At 70.4% G+C, this 17,121-nt stretch carries 12 protein-coding genes and 1 pseudogene; 3 read left to right on the top strand and 10 right to left on the bottom strand.

All coding sequences use genetic code 11. The features are described 5' to 3' along the window. Positions 1 to 1,077: 1,077 nt before the first annotated feature. The 7 genes and pseudogenes from KSNIM_RS00415 to KSNIM_RS00385 all read right to left on the bottom strand — a co-directional run bounded on the left by KSNIM_RS00415 (position 1,078) and on the right by KSNIM_RS00385 (position 10,836). Positions 1,078 to 2,454, bottom strand: a complete 1,377-nt coding sequence (locus KSNIM_RS00415; RefSeq protein ID WP_263101175.1) for a glycoside hydrolase family 43 protein — start codon at positions 2,452 to 2,454, stop codon at positions 1,078 to 1,080. A 251-nt stretch (positions 2,455 to 2,705) separates the two neighbouring features. Continuing rightward, entirely contained in the window at positions 2,706 to 4,133 is a 1,428-nt protein-coding gene (locus tag KSNIM_RS00410; protein ID WP_263101174.1) for a glycoside hydrolase family 43 protein, read from the bottom strand. 602 nt (positions 4,134 to 4,735) lie between these two features. Then, a complete protein-coding gene (locus KSNIM_RS00405; RefSeq protein WP_411543630.1) occupies positions 4,736 to 5,056 on the bottom strand; it encodes a hypothetical protein in 321 nt (106 codons plus the stop codon). 347 nt (positions 5,057 to 5,403) lie between these two features. Continuing rightward, positions 5,404 to 5,643, bottom strand: a pseudogene (locus tag KSNIM_RS00400) (VOC family protein); the annotation flags it as partial. A 437-nt stretch (positions 5,644 to 6,080) separates the two neighbouring features. Then, positions 6,081 to 7,460: a glucose-6-phosphate dehydrogenase gene (locus tag KSNIM_RS00395; RefSeq protein WP_263101173.1), complete on the bottom strand. Its 1,380-nt coding sequence runs from the start codon at positions 7,458 to 7,460 to the stop codon at positions 6,081 to 6,083. A gap of 421 nt (positions 7,461 to 7,881) precedes the next feature. Beyond that, positions 7,882 to 9,750 (bottom strand): glycoside hydrolase family 15 protein, encoded by a 1,869-nt coding sequence (locus tag KSNIM_RS00390; RefSeq protein WP_263101172.1) that lies wholly within the window; start codon positions 9,748 to 9,750, stop codon positions 7,882 to 7,884. 33 nt (positions 9,751 to 9,783) lie between these two features. Next, entirely contained in the window at positions 9,784 to 10,836 is a 1,053-nt protein-coding gene (locus KSNIM_RS00385) for a zinc-binding dehydrogenase (protein ID WP_263101171.1), read from the bottom strand. 827 nt (positions 10,837 to 11,663) lie between these two features. On the opposite strand from KSNIM_RS00385, the gene KSNIM_RS00380 reads away from it, so the two are divergent. Both KSNIM_RS00380 and KSNIM_RS00375 read left to right on the top strand, forming a co-directional pair. Next, complete coding sequence (locus KSNIM_RS00380) at positions 11,664 to 12,041, top strand: PHP domain-containing protein (protein WP_263101170.1); 378 nt, start codon at positions 11,664 to 11,666, stop codon at positions 12,039 to 12,041. 267 nt (positions 12,042 to 12,308) lie between these two features. Then, the gene (locus KSNIM_RS00375; protein WP_263101169.1) at positions 12,309 to 13,352 is read left to right on the top strand and encodes a hypothetical protein; all 1,044 of its coding nucleotides are present in this window, start codon (positions 12,309 to 12,311) and stop codon (positions 13,350 to 13,352) included. On the opposite strand, the gene KSNIM_RS00370 is transcribed toward KSNIM_RS00375, so the two are convergent. The 3 genes from KSNIM_RS00370 to KSNIM_RS00360 all read right to left on the bottom strand — a co-directional run bounded on the left by KSNIM_RS00370 (position 13,290) and on the right by KSNIM_RS00360 (position 16,064). After that, the gene (locus KSNIM_RS00370) at positions 13,290 to 14,393 is read right to left on the bottom strand and encodes a M23 family metallopeptidase (RefSeq protein ID WP_317633973.1); all 1,104 of its coding nucleotides are present in this window, start codon (positions 14,391 to 14,393) and stop codon (positions 13,290 to 13,292) included. The two genes, KSNIM_RS00375 and KSNIM_RS00370, sit on opposite strands and share 63 nt — an antisense overlap. Before the next feature lie 579 nt (positions 14,394 to 14,972). Then, complete coding sequence (locus tag KSNIM_RS00365; protein ID WP_263101168.1) at positions 14,973 to 15,506, bottom strand: amidase family protein; 534 nt, start codon at positions 15,504 to 15,506, stop codon at positions 14,973 to 14,975. A 135-nt stretch (positions 15,507 to 15,641) separates the two neighbouring features. Further along, positions 15,642 to 16,064, bottom strand: coding sequence for a hypothetical protein (locus KSNIM_RS00360; RefSeq protein WP_263101167.1), 423 nt, complete (start codon positions 16,062 to 16,064; stop codon positions 15,642 to 15,644). Between the two features lie 180 nt (positions 16,065 to 16,244). Between KSNIM_RS00360 and KSNIM_RS00355 the strand changes: the two genes are divergently transcribed. Continuing rightward, complete coding sequence (locus KSNIM_RS00355) at positions 16,245 to 16,874, top strand: hypothetical protein (RefSeq protein ID WP_263101166.1); 630 nt, start codon at positions 16,245 to 16,247, stop codon at positions 16,872 to 16,874. The last annotated feature ends 247 nt before the right edge of the window (positions 16,875 to 17,121 follow it).

Here is a 17,121-nt window from a genome sequence, read left to right as displayed (position 1 = left end):
CACGACGGCCTCCGCCGGCGCCGGCGCCCACCATCACGCCCCGGACTCGCGCCTGCAGGGCCCGGCTACTCCTCAGGCCGGAGCCGGACGAACCGCACACCGCCATGCCGACCGGTTGCCGATGCGGACCTCAGCGACCGGCAGCGGCTCGCGGACCATCCGCACCCTGGCCTGCCCGGCCCTGGCCGGCCGCAGCCGACCCGCCACGGCGGCGGCGACCTGGCGGGCCTGCGCGGTGGTGAGCCGGGGCGAGGTGACCTCCTGTCGGCCGTCCGGGAGCTGCACGAGGACCGCGTCCGGCCGGGCGAGCGTGCCGGTGACGCGGGCGACGTAGCAGTCGATCGTCTCCGCGTGCCGAACCCGATCCAGCCCCCCGGGGCCGCCCCGCCCGAGGGTTCCGTGGGGCGGACCGACGCGGGAGGCTGGAAATGTGCCCCGCACGAACAGTTCCGTGGTGCCGTGCCCGCCGGTGGAGGTGATGCGGCCGGTCGCGGTGCACTCGCTGCCGGCAGAGAACGGCCTGCCCGGCGGCCGAATCCTCTGCCAACCGAAGTTATGGACAGGGTTCTGCTCCGTCCCTGTCCGCCGATCCGGCGAGCGCGGCCTGCCACAATCTCCAGGAATGCCCCGGCGGGAGCACCGGGTCGTCGCCCCGTCGCCCTCGTTCAGGTCTGCGACAGGCGCTGCCGCGCTCCTCGTCATGGGACGTTCGTTGGTCGCGCTAACGACCAGGCCGTCGTGGTTCGTGAGTCTGGCGAACGCTCAGAAGGTCGGCGCCCGGGCCGTCGCGCCGGCGGTCTCGACTGCCGCCGGCCGTCCCGGCTATCCGATTCCAGTGCACGGCTACGGTCGGGAGGTCCGGTTCATGATCACTTCTGACGGAAGAACACCGCGGCGGTGACCGCGAGCACCCGCGCCTCACCGTTGAACACGAGCAGCACCCTGAGAATCGCGCACGCCACCCATGTGTGTCACCCTCCCCCGACCCGCCGGTCTCGCTCCCCGAGCGCTGCCCACGCGAAGAGGTCGACATCCCCCGAACCCACGATCGGGGGCGCTCGGAGCGGGCGCGTGGCCTCAATACCAGACGGAGAACGTGGCGTCGGCTCTGCCGGTGGCGGTGGAGATCGGGTCGATGCGCAGCTGGTAGGCGTAGTGGCGGATGTAGCGGTCGGGGAAGTTGTACGACTGGAACGACGACCAGGCCGGGTCGGCGAGCCCGGCGGTCCTGTGGAATGTGGCGTCCTTGGCGAACCTCGTGGTGCCGTCGTTGGCGTCCAGCCGTAGCTGGTAGTTGAAGTGCCGCAGATAGTGGGTCGGCTGCGTGGCGGACTGGAAGGAGACGCCGGAGGAGTCGGCCAGCCCCGGCACCAGCTTCCACTGCGAGTCGGTGTAGGGGTCGAACGGGTACGGGTCGATGCGGCCGAGGGAATCGACCTGCCGCCAGTATCTGTCCGGGACGTTGTAGGACTTCAGCCGGTTCCAGGCAGGCCTTCCCCACGTGGCGACCATGTTGTCGTACACCGTCTGGGGGATCGGCTTGATGTCGGCGTGCTTGGAGTTCAGCGGCTGGGTGTGGACGCGCCGGTCGGTGGCGGTCCAGGTACCGGTGGAGAGGTCGCTGGTCTGCCAGGTGTAGAAGAGCGCGTTGGCGTCGCCCCACAGGTACCAGGTGCCGGAGGCCTCGGCGAGGATCGGGCCCTCGATGCCTCCCTGCGGCGCCAGGCCCGAGGTGAACTGGGTGAAGCTGCCAGGGGCGAGGGAAGTGGACCTCGCACCCACCAGCCTGTTGTGGCCCTTGAAGTACAGGTAGTTGACGCCGTTCACGTCCTTGGCCAGGGTGCCGTCGATGACGTCGTAGCCAGGGTCGAAGAAGACCTGCGGTGCCGTCACCGTCTGGAAGTCGGTGGTGTAGTTCACCATGATCACGTTGTGTCCGCTGCTGTTGACGGCCGAGTAGATGATGGCGTACTGGCCGCGGGAGGGGTCCCAGAAGGCGTCGGGCGCCCAGGTGTGGGTGGCCATGTCGTGCAGTTTCAGGAGGCGGTAGTTGTCGAAAGAGCGCAGGTCGGCGGAGTCCCAGACGTGGATGTACGGGCTCTTCTTGGTCCAGTCGGTGCCCTTCAGGTTGGTCGCCATGACGACGTAGGTGCCGTCCTGCTTGGGCAGGATGAAGGGGTCGCGCAGACCGCCGTCGCCCGCGGTCGGGGTCACGACGGGGTTGTTCTGGTTCAGCGGCATCCATTGCAGCGCGTCGGTGCTGACGGCGAGGTGCAGGCCGTAGTCCGTGCCGAGGTTTCTCGGTGACTGGGTGAAGTAGGCCATGACGAACGGGGAGGTCGTCGCAGCGCTCGCGGCCCGGCTGCCGAGGGTCAGCACGCCGGTGGTGGACAGCGGCACGGCCGCGGCCATGCCGAGGAAGAGCCGGCGCGACGGGAGGGGTAGTGCGCTCATCTGGTGCCTCCGGGGTGTGGGGAAGGTGCGGGCGGATCCAGAACCGTGGGCGGCCCGGATCCGGAGCCGCCCACGGTTTCGATCGCTCGTCAGCTCCAGGGAGCCGCGGTGAGCCAGCTGGTGTCCTGGGCCCGCGCTCTCGTGTTGTCCCAGGCCTTGGTGCCGCCATGAGGGCCGTGCGGACGTGGGGGTGGGGTGGCGCATCCGTGCCGGCGCCGACCTGGTGGCGCCGGCACTCCCGGCGATGCGGGTCAGCTCGTCACGCGGAAGGTGGCGTCCTCGCGGCCGGTCGTGGTGGTGATCGGGTCGAGGCGCAGCTGGTAGGCGTAGTGGCGGATGTAGCGGTCAGGGAAGTTGTACGACTGGAACGACGACCAGGCCGGGTCCGCGAGGCCGGCGACCTGGCGGAACGTCGCGTCCTCCGCGAACCGGCGGGTGCCGTCGTTGCGGACGAGCTGGAAGTCGTAGTTCGCGTGGCGCAGGAAGTAGCCGGGGAAGTTCACCGACTCGAAGGAGACCGTTCCCGTGCCCGCAAGACCCGGCCGCAGCCGGAACCGGGAGTCGTCCAGCGGGCTGACGTTCGCGTCGATCCGCACGTCGAAGTTGCTCTGACGGACGTATCGGTCCTGGAAGTTGAAGGACTGGAGTCGCTGGGCGGGAGTGTTCGGCCAGCGGGCGAGCACCCGGCTCTCCTCGGCTGCCGTCAGGGTCGTGATGGCACCGTGCCGCTTCGGGGTGCCGCCCATGTCGTAGGCGGCGGAGGCCTGAAGCCGGTAGGTGCTGACGTCGAACGGGTTGGTCGTCAGGATCGGCCTGTACTCGCGTACGCCCTGCGGGTTGTTGTAGTCGATGTAGAGGGCCCACTCGGTACGGTCCCTGAACTTCATCCAGACCGGGCCTTCGACCACGTTGCCGGTGAGGCCGATGCTGGAGAGGTTGCCGAGGTTGGTCCACGTCCCCAGGATCGAGTTGCTGCCCTCGACGTTGTTCTGGCCGTCGCCGGAGACCCGCAGGTAACGGTAGGGGCCGGTACCTGCGGGCACCTCGGTCATCTGGGTGTCGACGACCGGCGTGGTGCCGGGCGGGTCGATCCAGATCTGCGGGGTGGTGATGGTGCGGAAGTCCGTGGTGCGGGCGGAGTAGATGCGGTACTTGAGGATGCCGTTCACGGTGGCGTTCGTCGCCCAGTACAGGACGTAGTCGTTGGTCTCGGGGTTCCAGATCGCCTCCGGCGCCCACGCGTTCTTTCCGCCGGGGATCAGTCCGGCGGCGCCGAGCAGCCACGGATTCGACCACGTCACCAGGTCCGTCGACTCCCACACCACGAAGTCGGGGCTGCCGTTCTGGTAGGTCGAGCCGCAGCGGACGCACAGGTCGGTCGCGATGATCCAGTACCGGCTGCCGTCGGGAGAGCGCACCAGCGCGGGGTCGCGCACTCCCTTCGTGCCGATCATCGAGTTCAGGATCGGTGCCCCGCCGTTGAGGTCGTTCCAGTGCAGGCCGTCCGCGCTGTGCGCGAGGTACAGCATCTGACCGGTCGCGGAATCGCCGGTGAAGTGGACCATCAGGTAGCCGGGATCGGCGGCGGCCGCCCGCTGGGCTGCGGACAGGGCTTGGCCTGTGAAGAGGAGGCAGACGGCGAGCAGCATCACCGACAGCCGGGCGCGAAGCGCGGACATGGACATCTCCTGATCGTTCTGTGCATGCACCAGGGCGAAGGGAGGAACTGGGGTGGCGGGCGGGCTCGGTCTTGGCGGGTCGGGACACGGTCAGTCCCGCACGACGCAGAGAGGACAAGGCCGCCCGACCGGCTGTCTCTTTTCGAGTGCGGCACGTAGTGCGCAGCCCGGTTTCGTGAGCGGTCGGGCAGCGCCGCTTCCAGGTAGCTCGTGTGAACCGGAGGTGACACCGCTGTTTCGCTCCGGTGTGAGTGTTAACGCTAACAATTGGGGCGACAAGAGGAAGCGCTCGCTGTTACCCAATCTTGATCTGCTTGGCCCCGCTCAACCGCCGCCAACGCCGCGCTGTGACGGTTGTCCTGACGGGCCGTCGGCGGGCACCGCTGGTGAAGCGGGCGTGAGCTCACGCCCCGGCGCGCGGAGTAGGCCCGCTGAGGGGCCGGGCGGACCGCGCGGCCGGGACCGGTTGGCCCGGTCGGAGACCGGTTCAGGGCGTGCCGCAGGCGCCGGTTCAGGTCTCGATGGATGTCGCCGACCGCGCGCGAGAGCTCTCCCGCGCTGCCGCCCGCTACCGGTCCGGTGGGTGACACGTTGAGCCAGTCTCAACACGCTGACTGGACAGGGGAGAGGAGGTCGAGCAGCTCCTCGTCGGTGCCGCGGGTCGTTCCGGCGAGGGCCGAGGCGGCGGTGTTGGGCAGGTGCAGGTCGCCGACGGAGATCGCGTCCGGGTCGCCGTTGCAGCGCTGCAGGGTCTCGACCGCCGTCCACGGACCGATCCCGGGCACGTGCATCAGTCGGGCCGCCGCCTCGGTGCCGGACATCGCGGACGCTTCCTCCGCGCGGGGCGCCAGCCGCCCCGCGCGGAGGATCGCCTCGGTGCGCTTCGAGTCCACGCCGGCGCGGTGCCAGGCCCAGGACGGCACGAGCGCCCACTCCCGCGCCGAGGGCGGCACCAGGAGGCCGAGTTCCGCACCGGGCCCGGGCGCCGCCGTTCCTGTGACTGTGCGCCGTGGATGGCCAGAGTTTTCGCTCTCCTTGGCCACTGGTCCTGGCTCTGGCCAGAGCGAACTCCTTGAGGGCCGCAGATTACCCGTGTTGCGGAGGCCTGGCCTGTACCGGCCTTGTTCGATGTCCCGACCATGCACCGCGCTCCGCGGAGACGCGCAGACCCAGGAGCGGAGACGAAGCCGACTTCCTGGTACTGCGCGCCGAGGTGTGACGGGTTGTCCGCTGCGCGGGGCCCGGCGGGGTGGGGAGAGCGCGGTTGTGGTCAGCCTCCGTGCACGGTGAGTGTGTAGCCTTCGGGGCCCTCGAAGGAGAACATTGGCCCGAACGGGCTGTCCGCGATGGCGGTCAGGATCCTGACGCCGGCGGTGGTGAGCTGGTCGCGGAGCTGGTGGGCGTCCGTGGTCTGGAACCAGAGCACCACGCCCAGGCCGGGACGTGCGGTGTCGGCGAGGTCGACGCCAGGGAGGAGCTCACGGACGGCGAACGGGGTCGGCCTGGTGTGTGGGAAAGATTGGCCGGCTGGCCTGCAAAGGGGCCAACTATGAAGCAAAGTCACAGTGGTGGCGCAGCAGGTACAGCCAGGCACGGTGCGCTCCGGTCACTTGTCCGACCACAGGAACGTGGCTAATGCCGTTGAAATGCAGCGATGCGTCGCGGACATGTCCGCGACGCGGAGGGGCTTGACGGATATGGCCCATCGACAAGGCATATCTGCATATCAGCGGCTCTGGCACCTGGCTCAGCGTCAGCTGCTCCAGGGGGCGTGGCGAACAGATGGAAGCCCTGCCACGTGGCCGCCGCGTACCGCTGCTTCCCGAACCAGGCGGCCTCCTCGTACGAGGGTGTTGGCGGCCTGGCTGCCAGGGCCTCCCATGTGCGCTGCGGGACGCCGCCGATTCGTGCCGGACACCGGCACGCCAACGCCCTCGACGCGGGCATTCAGGCGCCGGACGCGGTGGCAAACGCCGGGCCTGGCGGTTCTCCTCCGGCGGGGTATTCCTGGAGCGGGACGTCGCCGAGCGACCACGCGTTCAGGACGGGGTCGATGATCCGCCAGGCTTCCTCGGCCTCGTCGCCGGCGATGAACAACATCGGATCGCCCCTGAGCATCTCTTGGATGAGGTGGGCATACGCCGTAAATCGAGGCGCTGAGGAGCGAGCCTCGAGCTCTCGTCTCTCAGCTGTGCGCTCCGGGCCATTGAGCGTCGTTGTCAGGCGCACGTACGGTTCTTTGAGGCCGATCCGGAGGGCATTGGGCTCGACGCCGGGCCACTGGGCGAGCAGGTACTGCGGCAGAGGTCTGAAGTGGATGGCGATCTCGGCCGAGTCGGCCCTGAGGGCTTTGCCGGAACGCAGGGTGAACGGCACCCCGGCCCACCGTGGGTTGTCCACGTCGACCGTTAGGGACGCGTAGGTCTCGGTGTTGCGGTCGGGGTCGACGCCCGGTTCGTCGACGTATGACGGCACCCGCCGGGACCCGATCACGCCCGCGGTGTAGCGGCCTCGGATCGTGTCTCTGCGCATCCGCTCCGCCGTCGGCGTGGCGACTGCCCGCAGCGCCTCTACGCGGACCGCTCGGTGCGAGCCCGGACCGAGCTTCGCCGGCTGCTCCATGAGCACCAGCGTCATGACTTCCATGAGATGGTTCTGCACCATGTCCTTCAGCGCGCCGGCACCGTCGTAGTAGGAGGCCCGACCCTCGAGGGTCAGGCTCTCCAGCCAGTTGACCTCAACGCGCTCTACGTGCACCGCGTTGAAGATCGGCTCGAAGACCCGGTTGAGGAACCGAAGGACGATGACACGCTGAACAAGCTCGTTGGACAGGAAGTGATCAATCCGGAAGATCGTCGGCTCGGGCAGCTGGATGCGGAGGATCTCGTTGAGGCGGCGCGCCGACGCCAGGTCGGTGCCGAACGGCTTCTCGATCGCCACCGCGTCTGAGCCGGCCAGCTTGCTCGTCGCCAGCGCGGGCAGGACCGACGTCAGCAGACCCGGTGGCAGCGCGAGGTAGACGAGCGTGTCCGGGTGGTCGTCGCCGATCAGCCGGCCGACGTCCTTGGGCTGGGTGACGTCGGCGGGCTGGAAGCTGAGCATCCGCACGACGGCGTCGCGGGCGGCCGGCGCCACGGTCGAGTGCTCTTTGAGCGCCTCGGCGATGTGCTGGCGGAATTCCTCGGTCGTCCAGTCTCTGTTGGCTGACCCGACGATCGTGAACGGTTGCGGCAACAGCTCGGCTTCGGCCAGCTGGGTCACCGCCGGCATGAGCAGGCGGCTGGTCAGATCGCCGGATGCTCCGAAGAGGACCATGCGCTCGATCATCGAATGTCACCCCTTCTTGAGGCCTCTTGGCGTGAGACCCCTGGCGTGGCGAGTCCCGGCCGCCGGCTCCTACGACCTGGTCTCGCGCGGTTCGTCCGCGTGTGGTCTGGTTCCCCGGTCTCCTCTGCGGTTCGTTTGTCACCGATGCTGGCTCCCCCGTGGCCGGGGCCGGGAGAGCCGCCATCCTCAGACCGAGATGGCATGTGCGGGTTTGCCGTCCGCGGTAGAGGACCGGTAGTCCTGGTACAAGGTGACGGTGGTCCAGCGGCGCGATGAGAGGCGAAGCCTTGAGCCCCTGCGAATCCGCCTGAGGCGACGCGAGCATCCTCTTCTGCTCCGGGCGCCTCGACTGCATCGTCGCCTGGTCGCCGACGCGCCTTCACACTCTCGTGCGGGTCGCTCGCGCAGTCCGACATTCGGTTCACCCGAGTTGGCGGTCGAGGTTGTAGGCGGCGCTGATCAGCGCCAGGTGTGTGAAGGCTTGGGGGAAGTTGCCGAGCTGCTCGCCCGTCGGCCCGATCTCCTCCGAGTACAGCCCGACGTGGTTCGCGTAGCCGAGCATCTTCTCGAAGGCCAGCCGCGCCTCGTCGAGCCGGCCGGCGCGGGTGAGCGCCTCGACCCACCAGAAGGAGCACATCGAGAAGGTCGCCTCTCTGCCGGCGAGCCCGTCGGGCGACGCGTCGACGTTGTATCGGTAGACGAGGCTGTCGGACACCAGCTCTGCGGCGATGGCGTCGAGTGTGGAGATCCAGCGCGGGTCGGTGGGCGCGACGAATTTACACAAGGGCATGAGCAACACGGAGGCGTCGAGCACGTCGGTGTCGTAGTGCTGGACGAAGGCCCGGAGGGAGGGATGCCAGCCGCGCTCCATGATCTGGCGGTAGATGCGGTCACGAACCGTGCTCCAGCGGGGGATGTCGCAGGGCAGGCCCCGCTGGCGGGCGATCCGGATCGCGCGCTCGACCGCGACCCAGCACATCAGCCGGGAGTGCGTGTAGTCCCGCCTGCCACCGCGCGTCTCCCAGATCCCCTCGTCAGGCTGGTCCCAGTGGCCCATCAGCCACTCGAGGGTTCGGGTGACCTCGATCCAGCCGTCGTGGTAGACCGGCAGGCCGTACTTGTTGCACAAGTAGAGGGAGTCCATCAGCTCGCCGTAGATGTCGAGCTGCAGTTGGGTTGCCGCCCCGTTGCCGATCCGCACCGGGGCCGAGCCCATATAGCCCTCGAGGTGTGAGAGCTCCTCCTCGGGCAGGTCCTCGCGCCCGTCGATGCCGTACATGATCTGCAGCGGGCCGGACTCGCGGGCGGCAGCGTCGCGGACGCGCCCCTCGAGCCAGTTCATGAACGCGCCGGCCTCTTCGGTGAACCCGAGCCTGAGCAGCGCGTAGAGCGTGAAGGCGGAGTCGCGCATCCACGTGTAGCGGTAGTCCCAGTTGCGTGCGCCGCCGAGCACCTCGGGCAGACTGGTGGTGGGCGCGGCGACAATCGCGCCGGTGGGCGCGTACGTGAGCAGCTTGAGCGTGAGCGCCGAGCGATGCACCATCTCGCGCCAGCGCCCCGCGTAGCGTGAGCGGCGCAGCCAGCGCCGCCAGAATTGCGCGGTGGAGTCGAACGCGGCCGCAATGTCGGCATCGGAGTAGGGCACCGGCAGCTGGCCGGGCTCGATGCGTTCGAGCACGAAGGCGGCGGTCTCACCGGCCCGGAGGGTGACGCACGCGCGTACGTCCCCGTCGACGATCTCGATCGGGCAGCGCGTCGAGAGGCTGAGTTCCAGCCCGGGCGAGTAGAAGTGCGCGCCGTGCGGCGTGAGCGCGACCTCGTGACGGGCGCGCGCATAGTCGAAGCGGGGCGCGACGTCCACCACGAATCGCATGTCTCCGCGCACGGCGAGCACCCGCCGGATCATCCGGTGGCGGTGCGCGGACTCGACGGTACTCGGCGGGGGCATGAAGTCCTGCACCTCGCCTACCCCGCGGGGCATCAAGAACCGGGTGATGAGGATATTGGTGTCGGGGAGGTAGAGCTGCTTGGAGCTCCAGCCTTCGTAGTCGGGCGAGATCCGGAAGACGCCCCCACGCTCGGCGTCGAGGACTGAGGCGAAGACGCTCGGTGCGTCGAAGCGCGGGCAGCAGTACCAGTCGATCGTCCCGTCGGTGCCGACGAGCGCGACGGTGTGAAGGTCGCCGATCAGGCCGTGCTCGGCGATAGGCAGGTAGCGTGCCCGCGGTCTTTGCCGAGCCCCATCGGACACGGCGGCCGTCGCGGGACCGGAACGCACGTCGCGTGCCATCGATACGCGTCCTCCGATACGCGCCCTCGTCGCCTACGGGACGAGGACGATCTTTCCCTTCTCCGCCGAGCTCTCGAGCATCTCGTGCGCGTGGCGCGCTTCGGTGAGTGGCAGGCGCTCGGCCACGACCGGGTGGATCTTGTCGGCACGAAGCAGCTCGACCAGCACCGCGAAATCCTCCCGGAACTGTTCCGCGTTCATCGGCTCCCCGCCGACTGCTCCGTCTCGCCTCGTCGCCTTGTCGCGGTACTTCTGGACGTGGTAGGCGTACACGTGCCGGCGAGGCGACACCTTGTCCCACAGCCAGACGGTCGCGATCGCGGCGTACCACTTGAATACCGCCGGCCAGTCCTTGTGCCCTTCCTTGATCGTGCTGTAGCGGCCGAACACCACCAGCCTTCCGCCCGGCCGCAGCGCCCGGAACGAGCGCAGCGAGATCGGCCCACCCAGGCTGTCGACGACAACGTCCACGCCGCCGGCCTCCTGACGAACGCGCGCCAGGAAGTCCTCGCTCTGATAATCGATCGCCACCGCGCCGAGCGCCTCGACCTTGGCTCGGTCGCGAGCGGCTGCGGTCCCATAGAGGCGAAGCCCTGCCTCCCTGCCCAACTCGAGAGCCGCAACACCGACCCTGCCCGCCGCGCCGTGCACCAGCACCGTCTCCCCGCGCCTCACCCTGGCCATGCGATGGAGCACCTGGTAGGAGGTCATGTACGGGAACAGCAGACTCAGGACCTCCCCTGGATCGACGTCCTCGGGAACGGCCACGGTGCCGGACTCCGGCACACAGACGCGCTCCGCGTCCGCGCCCCAGACGGTCAGCGCGCCGACACGGTCACCCACCCGCGAGCTCGAGCAGCCCGGCCCGACCTCCTCGACGACGCCGACAAGCTCGTAACCGGGCGTGAACGGCGGCTTCGGGGCGCCAGGGAGGTACGTCCCAGCGCGCAGCTGCGAATCGGTGAACGACACCCCCGCCGCCAGCACCTTCACGAGCACCTCGCCCGGCGCCGGCCGAGGCACCTCCTCCTCAACCACCTTCAGAACCTCGGGCCCCCCGAAATGGTCAACAACGACCCGCTTCATCGCAAGCCTCCTCTGCGACGCCACGGCATTCCCCCGATACGCATGCTCCACCGCGTCGGTCGCTGGCGCCAGGGTCGTTGGACCCTGTAAACCATGCCAAACCGCACTAAAGACACCCTCTGTTGGATCATCAGGAACAGGATTCAGCGGTCGGTAAAGGTCACGGTGACCTTCTGCACGAGGGCGGACGGTACGAGGGAGTCCATCACCAGCCCGGTCGCGCCGAGGCGCAGTCAGGGGTCGCGGCGCTGGACGTCCCGGAGCTTCCCCGGGCGGCAGCACCAGGCCGTCCGGCCGGTCGTTCGCGCCGAGCAGCGCAGGCAGCTGCTCCAGCAGCCAGTCCGCTCCCGGCCCCCAGGCCGTCGCGGCGACCGTGCCGTCGGCCGGCCGCGCCACGATCCGCAGCGTTCCCGGGCCCCGCCGGGGTGCGCGAGGCCCACCATGCGCTCCCGGCCTCCAAGAATCGTCGGATCCCCTGCCCCGCGCCGCAGCGGCCCGATCACTGCCGGGAGATCGAGCGGGTCGGGCGGGCGCCAGGCGGGCGATCGTGCGCTCTCCACTGCTCTCGCCGCCATGCCCGTGCCGTTTGATGCCGCCGTGGTCCGGCGGCACCGGGGCACCCTACGCGACCAGCCTGACGGCGCTCACCGTGTCGGTCCACCACTGGCCGGAAGCTGGGGCGCAGGAGTGTGGCCGGCCGCCGTGCGGGGCGCGAGGTGGGGCGACACGCGGAAGATATTCGTACAAGAATTCGAACAGGGTTTTAGGCTGATGGACGGAGGGTGTCCGGATCGGCGAGGGGTTGTGCGAGCGAGGAGGCGGCGCGCGTGTTCACGCGTCTGCACGTGGCCTCCGGCTATTCGGCCCGCTACGGGGCGAGCCTGCCGGCCGCACTCGCGGCTCGGGCCGCGGACCAGAAGCTCGGCGCGCTCGCGGTGACCGACCGCGACACGGTCGCCAGCGCGGTGCGCTTCGCGAAGGCCAGCGCGGCCTCCGGCGGCCGGCCGCTGTTCGGCGCCGACCTCGCGGTGCCGCTGCTCGACACCGCCGCGGCCGGTCGCACGGGCCGGCCGGGCGGCGCCGCGGCGGCGGGGGAGCGGCGGCCGCGGACCCTGCACGGGGTGGGGCGTTCGTCGACGAGTCCGCGCCGCGGATCACCCTGCTGGCGCGGGACAAGGCCGGGTGGGCGAACCTGTGCGCTCTGATCACCGCAGGCTGGGCGGCCCGCGCCGAGCGCGGCGGCGGCCAGCCGATCATCCCGTGGGAGGCGATGCAGCAGCATGCCGAGGGACTCACGGTGCTGCTCGGCCCCGGCTCCCAGCCGGTGCGGGCGCTCGCCGCCGGCTGCCCCGACACCGCGACCGAACTCTTCGCCCCCTGGCGGGACGTTCGGGCCGCACCTGCGGCTGGAGGCCATCCGCCATCGCCGCTCCGGCACCGCGCCGGGCTCGCCGCGGCTCGCCGCTCGCACGGTGGGCCTCGCCGCGGACCTCGACCTGCTCGCCGTGATCACCAACGCGGTCCGCTACCTCGACCCGGCCCAGTCACGGGTCGCGGATGTGCTGGACTCCGCCCGGCTGCTGATGCCGATCCGGCCGGACCGGACCTGCAACGGCGAGCGCACCCTGAAGAACCACCGCGAGATGGCCGCCCTCGCCGAGGAGGTCGCCCGCGCCGCCGGACAGGAGCACGTCGGCGCCGCACACCTCCTCGCCACCACCGCCCGCACCGCCACCGACTGCCGTCTCGACCCGGCCTCCGACCTCGGCATCGAGCAGGTCCACTTCCCCGAGGAACACGTCGTCGGCGTCGCCCCCGGCACCTCCGCCCGGGTGCTGCGCGAGCGCTGCGACGCCGCCATGGTCCGGCACGGCTACGACCGCAGCCCCATCATGCGCACCCGCCTCGAAGAAGAGCTGCGGGTCCGCGCTGCTCGACGTCACCGGCGCGCTCGGCTACGTCCACCGCAGCCCCGCAGGCCTCGCCGACCTGATCGCCACCCGCCTCCTCGCCCGCTTCGGCCTGCTCGCGGCCATCGGCGGGCGACACCCCGCTCCTCGCCCAACTCGCCGCCGACACCTGCACCCCCGGCCGGATCCGCATCCTCCACCCCGGCACTCCCGACACCGAGCAGTTCCTGCGCGCGCCCCGTCCAAGCGTTGCCCGGCGTCGGCCCCAAACTCGGCCGCGCCCTGGCCCGCTACGGCATCGCCATCACCGGCGAACTCGCCGACCTGCCACTGCCCACCCTGCAGCGCATCGCCGGCACCAGCACCGCGCGCCTCCGGCACGAGCGCGCCAACGGCCGCGACCCGCGTACCGTCGCCCCCTCCGGCCCGCCGGCCAGCATCACTGCCACCCGCCGCTTCCCTGCCGACGTCCTCGACCCCCCTGATGCGTCCGGGCGGGCGCCGTGTTGTCGGCGCCCGCCCAGGGGAGGTGCCGGAGTCGGGTCAGAACTCCAGCACCTCGCGGTCGAGCGGATACTGCGCACGGTGAGGGCCCTTGTACGGTGAGGGCGTGATCGGCAGGACGCCGGTCGGTTGCAGGCCCAAGTTGTCGTCCCAGATCCGGGGTTCGACCTGTCCGAGGACGCGGAACCGCTGGAAGGTGAACGGCGGGCTGTCGGTCGGGAAGAACTCGGCCGTGGTCGTCACCTGGAAGTGCAGGTGCGGCGTGGTGGAGTTGCCGCTGTTGCCGATCAGCCCGAGGACCTGGCCGGGCTCGACGCGGTCGCCCTCCCGGACCTTGAGCGAGCCGGGCTCCAGGTGGCCGTAGAGCAGGTAGCGGCCCGGCGCGACTTCCAGGGTGATGTGGTTGCCGACCGTGTCCTCGATCGGCGGGACGGGCGGCGTGTGGGGCGGCGGGTTGTCCGGGATTCCGTCCTGGACTTCCACCACTCTGCCGCCGGCCGCGGCGGCGACCGGCTGACGGTAGCTCAGGTAGCTGGTGAGCTGGGCGGGGTCGCCTTCCCAGGCCTGCCCATGCTCGCCGACCCGGTACCAGTCGATCGCGAAGCGCTGCGGCACGCCGAAGCGGCCGTTGATCGGGGCGAGGCCGCGCCGGTGGTGGGTGTTGCCGCAGCACGACTCGCTGGCGTACCAGGTGCCGGGGAGGACCGGCGGGCTCAGGTTCAAGGGCGCGGTGCGGGCGGTCGGGGTGGCCTGCACCGTCTCCTCGAACGCGGAGGGGCCGGAGGCGGTCAGGATGGCACCCGAGAGATGGTGTTCGAGGACCTCGGGCGCCGCCCGGCCGTGGTCGAGGGTTAGGTCGAGCCAGATGATCCACTGCTGGGAGCCCTGGATGACGGTCGGCATCGGCGCCGGGGGCGGCGGGGTGTACCCGTCGGCACCGGGCAGGGGGTCGCCCACCGGATTGGCGGCCTCGGCCAGCGCCTGCCCGCTCAGCGAGCCGATGACCTGGTGGGTGCGGGCGTCTTTGACGTCGACACGGTTAAGCCGAACCGGCGTGCTGCTGGACAGTGCGCTCGTGGTGAGCAGTTCGTACGAGAGGTGCGTCTTTCCGTCCGTGGCGTCGAACGGCGTCGGTTCGGTCATCACTGTCGCCGTCAGCGGCGTGAACTGTGTGCCGGGCGCCAGAGCGGCCGCGCCGGTCCCGTATCCGGGTCCTGCTGAGGCCGCCAGCATGCCGACTGCGAGCACGGCTGCGGCGAGCCCGCGGAGTAGAGGGCCGCGACCAGTGCGGTTACGAGGGTCGTGCTCTGCCATTGTGCTCTTTCATTCGTCGGGTCCGGCGGCCGTGAAGGACGCAGGCACGCCCCGCGCCGAGGCGCAGGCCCATGCAACCCGGAGGCGCACCGCTTCGGACGGAGGCCACCGGAGCCAGGTGTCGAACTACACCCGTCCAGCCGCACGGGGTTTGCGCCGCCTGCTGGACCGAAGGCGCCACTGCGCCATCTGACGTCATGTCGCACCATGGGCACGCGTGGGGCCCAAAGAACCCGGAACTCAGGTGGGGCCAGCCGAACCCGTACAAGTGGGGCCAGGGGCGAAACGGACCCGCGAACGCCGTCCTCGGCCACACGTGCCACGAGGGCCAACCCCAGACGCCACCTCGGACCGACCTGCCGGGCGAGAGCGGAACAGCACACCCTCAGGGCGCGAGACGCTGGTGCATCAGGCCAGTACTACTGTCTGGGCGTCTCGCAGTTCGCCCAGCAGCCCCGCTACCTTGATGACTGTGCGATCGCCCAGGTGGGCTCCGATGAGCTGGATGCCGAGTGGCAGTCCCTCGCGGGTGCGGCCCAGCGGCACGGTCGCGGCCGGCAGGTGGACGAGGCCGGCGAGGTTCAACCAGGTGGTCTGCTCCCAGTAGGCGCGGCGCTGGCCGTCGACGGTGATGTGCCGCTCAGACATGGGCACGTTGGCCTGGTCCGGTACTGCGGCCGTTGGCGCGGCGGGGGTGATGAGGACGTCCATGTCGCCGAAGTAGGAAGCCCATCGTTCCTGGAGTCGTCGGCGTTCCTCGTTGGCCAGCAGCCAGTCTCGGTGACTCATCGTGCGGTCGCGGAGGTAGTGGGCCCGGGGCGACTGGTCTCCGGGAGACAGCTGCCGGGAGGTTTCCGCCTCGGCGGCGTACGCCTGCGGCGCGGCACTGGCAGCACTGCCGGCGAGCATGAGGGAGCTGAACAGCCGGTCGGAGGAGGCCATGTCGACCGGGTGGCCGTGTCGCTGACGTGGACGCCTGTGTTGCGCAGGGTTCGGTTCAGCTCCTCCAGCAGGGCGCGAGCTGCCGATCCACCGGGCAGAAGGGGTCGTCGGCCCAAACGCCGATCCGGTAGCCGGTCAGCGTCTCGTGCAGGGGTGGTGGCAACGACAGCTGCCACGCCGTGGCCTCGTGGGGCGCTGGACCGGCCAGGACACCGAGCGCGAGATCGAATCGGCTGCGCTACGGCCCAGGGGGCCGATGCAGAGCATGTCCGAGGTGGTCAGCCAGCCCGGTGGGCGTGGGACATGGCCGCGGTTCGGCACGATGCCGTAGGTGGGGCGCAGGCTGTAGAGCCCGCAGTAGAGCTTCTTGCGGACGTCCTTGCCCCAGGCGTCCAGTGGGTCGTCGCCGAACGCGGCGAGCTCGACCTCGCTGTAGTGCTGGAGAGCGGCCTTGCGGATCCGTTCGCGTCGGCCGGCACGCTTGGTGACCCGCATCCGGGCGGTGGTCGCGGCCTCGATGGCGGCGCCGGCGGCGGCCTCGGTCTCCAGTACCGACAAGGAGTTCACCATGTCCGAGACGGCTGTCGTGCTGCTGTCGCTGGCACGCGTACGGGAGGGGACGCTCTCCTCCCGGTCGACGAAGTCGCCAGGGGATGGCGCGGTCGAAGCCCGGTCTGCTACGGCCGGCAGCGAAGCGAGACGGTCAGACTGCTGGGCCCCACCGAGGAGGGGGCGCTCATGATCGAGGCCCATATCGAGGACCTCGCCGCGGGCCTCATCTTCGGGATGCTCACCGCGATGGCCGACGCAGCCCTCGGACGCACGTGGCACCCGCAGGACGATGGCAGGGTGCTGCGCAAGGTGGCGGCCATTGCCGCGATCCACGCCCGAAGGCCGGTGTTCCCAGCCCGGGCCGCGCTTCGGGCCGCACTCGTCGCCCGCAACGCCGCCGCCGAGGGGGACGACGCCGGCGTGGACGAGTTCGCACGAATCCGGCTCGGGCTTTCCCGGCCCAGCAGGTGGCGCGAGGCCGTGAAGGAGGCCCTGCTCGGCGACTGGACCCCGGCACTCGGCTCCGGCCCCACCACCGACACCCGCCTCACCGACCTGCTGAAGCGCCACACCCGCTCCGCCAACCCCCACCACCAGCCACTGTGGGAACGCAAGATCCACCACCGGCGGGTCGCGCTGCTGAGTGAGCCGATCGGCGCCGGCCAGGTCGTGGCGGACCTCCTCGTCGACCACCGCAGCCCGGAACTCGACGCGCTGTACACGGAACTGGCGGACAGCCGGCTCGGGCCCATCCTCCGCGGCCTCACGGCGGACGAGCGGGCACGGCGCCGAGGCCGGCCCGGTAGGCGAGGGTGAGGGCACCGCCGACTGGGGTGGTGGCGGCCCACAGGACTCCGAGATCATGGCGAGGACACTGGCTACCGCGGCCGCGGTAGCCCCGGCGACGACCGAGCGGGCGGGGGTGGACAGGCGGGGCCACTCCTCGCGGGCGAGGCGGTCGATGTCGTCGAGATGGCGACGGGCAGTGGCGTACCAGGCCGGGCCGACGGCGGATGCGGTGGTCACGGGAGGTCCTTTCGAGGTGTGAGGCCAGCCGAGCAGG

The sequence above is a fragment of the Kitasatospora sp. DSM 101779 genome, from assembly GCF_025655475.1.
In the GTDB taxonomy this organism is placed as follows: Bacteria; Actinomycetota; Actinomycetes; order Streptomycetales; family Streptomycetaceae; genus Kitasatospora.
The sequence above is the reverse complement of the archived record's forward strand: the minus strand, read 5'-3'. Positions and strand labels throughout refer to the sequence as shown.

Bases quoted from the DNA above. Each gene is read 5' to 3' on its own strand.
- KSNIM_RS00415 (WP_263101175.1), bottom strand. From the start codon at position 2,454: ATGAGCGCACTACCCCTCCCGTCGCGCCGGCTCTTCCTCGGCATGGCC.
- KSNIM_RS00410 (WP_263101174.1), bottom strand. From the start codon at position 4,133: ATGTCCGCGCTTCGCGCCCGGCTGTCGGTGATGCTGCTCGCCGTCTGC.
- KSNIM_RS00395 (WP_263101173.1), bottom strand. From the start codon at position 7,460: ATGATCGAGCGCATGGTCCTCTTCGGAGCATCCGGCGATCTGACCAGC.
- KSNIM_RS00390 (WP_263101172.1), bottom strand. From the start codon at position 9,750: ATGGCACGCGACGTGCGTTCCGGTCCCGCGACGGCCGCCGTGTCCGAT.
- KSNIM_RS00385 (WP_263101171.1), bottom strand. From the start codon at position 10,836: ATGAAGCGGGTCGTTGTTGACCATTTCGGGGGGCCCGAGGTTCTGAAG.
- KSNIM_RS00370 (WP_317633973.1), bottom strand. From the start codon at position 14,393: ATGACCGAACCGACGCCGTTCGACGCCACGGACGGAAAGACGCACCTC.
- KSNIM_RS00365 (WP_263101168.1), bottom strand. From the start codon at position 15,506: ATGGCCTCCTCCGACCGGCTGTTCAGCTCCCTCATGCTCGCCGGCAGT.
- KSNIM_RS00355 (WP_263101166.1), top strand. From the start codon at position 16,245: ATGATCGAGGCCCATATCGAGGACCTCGCCGCGGGCCTCATCTTCGGG.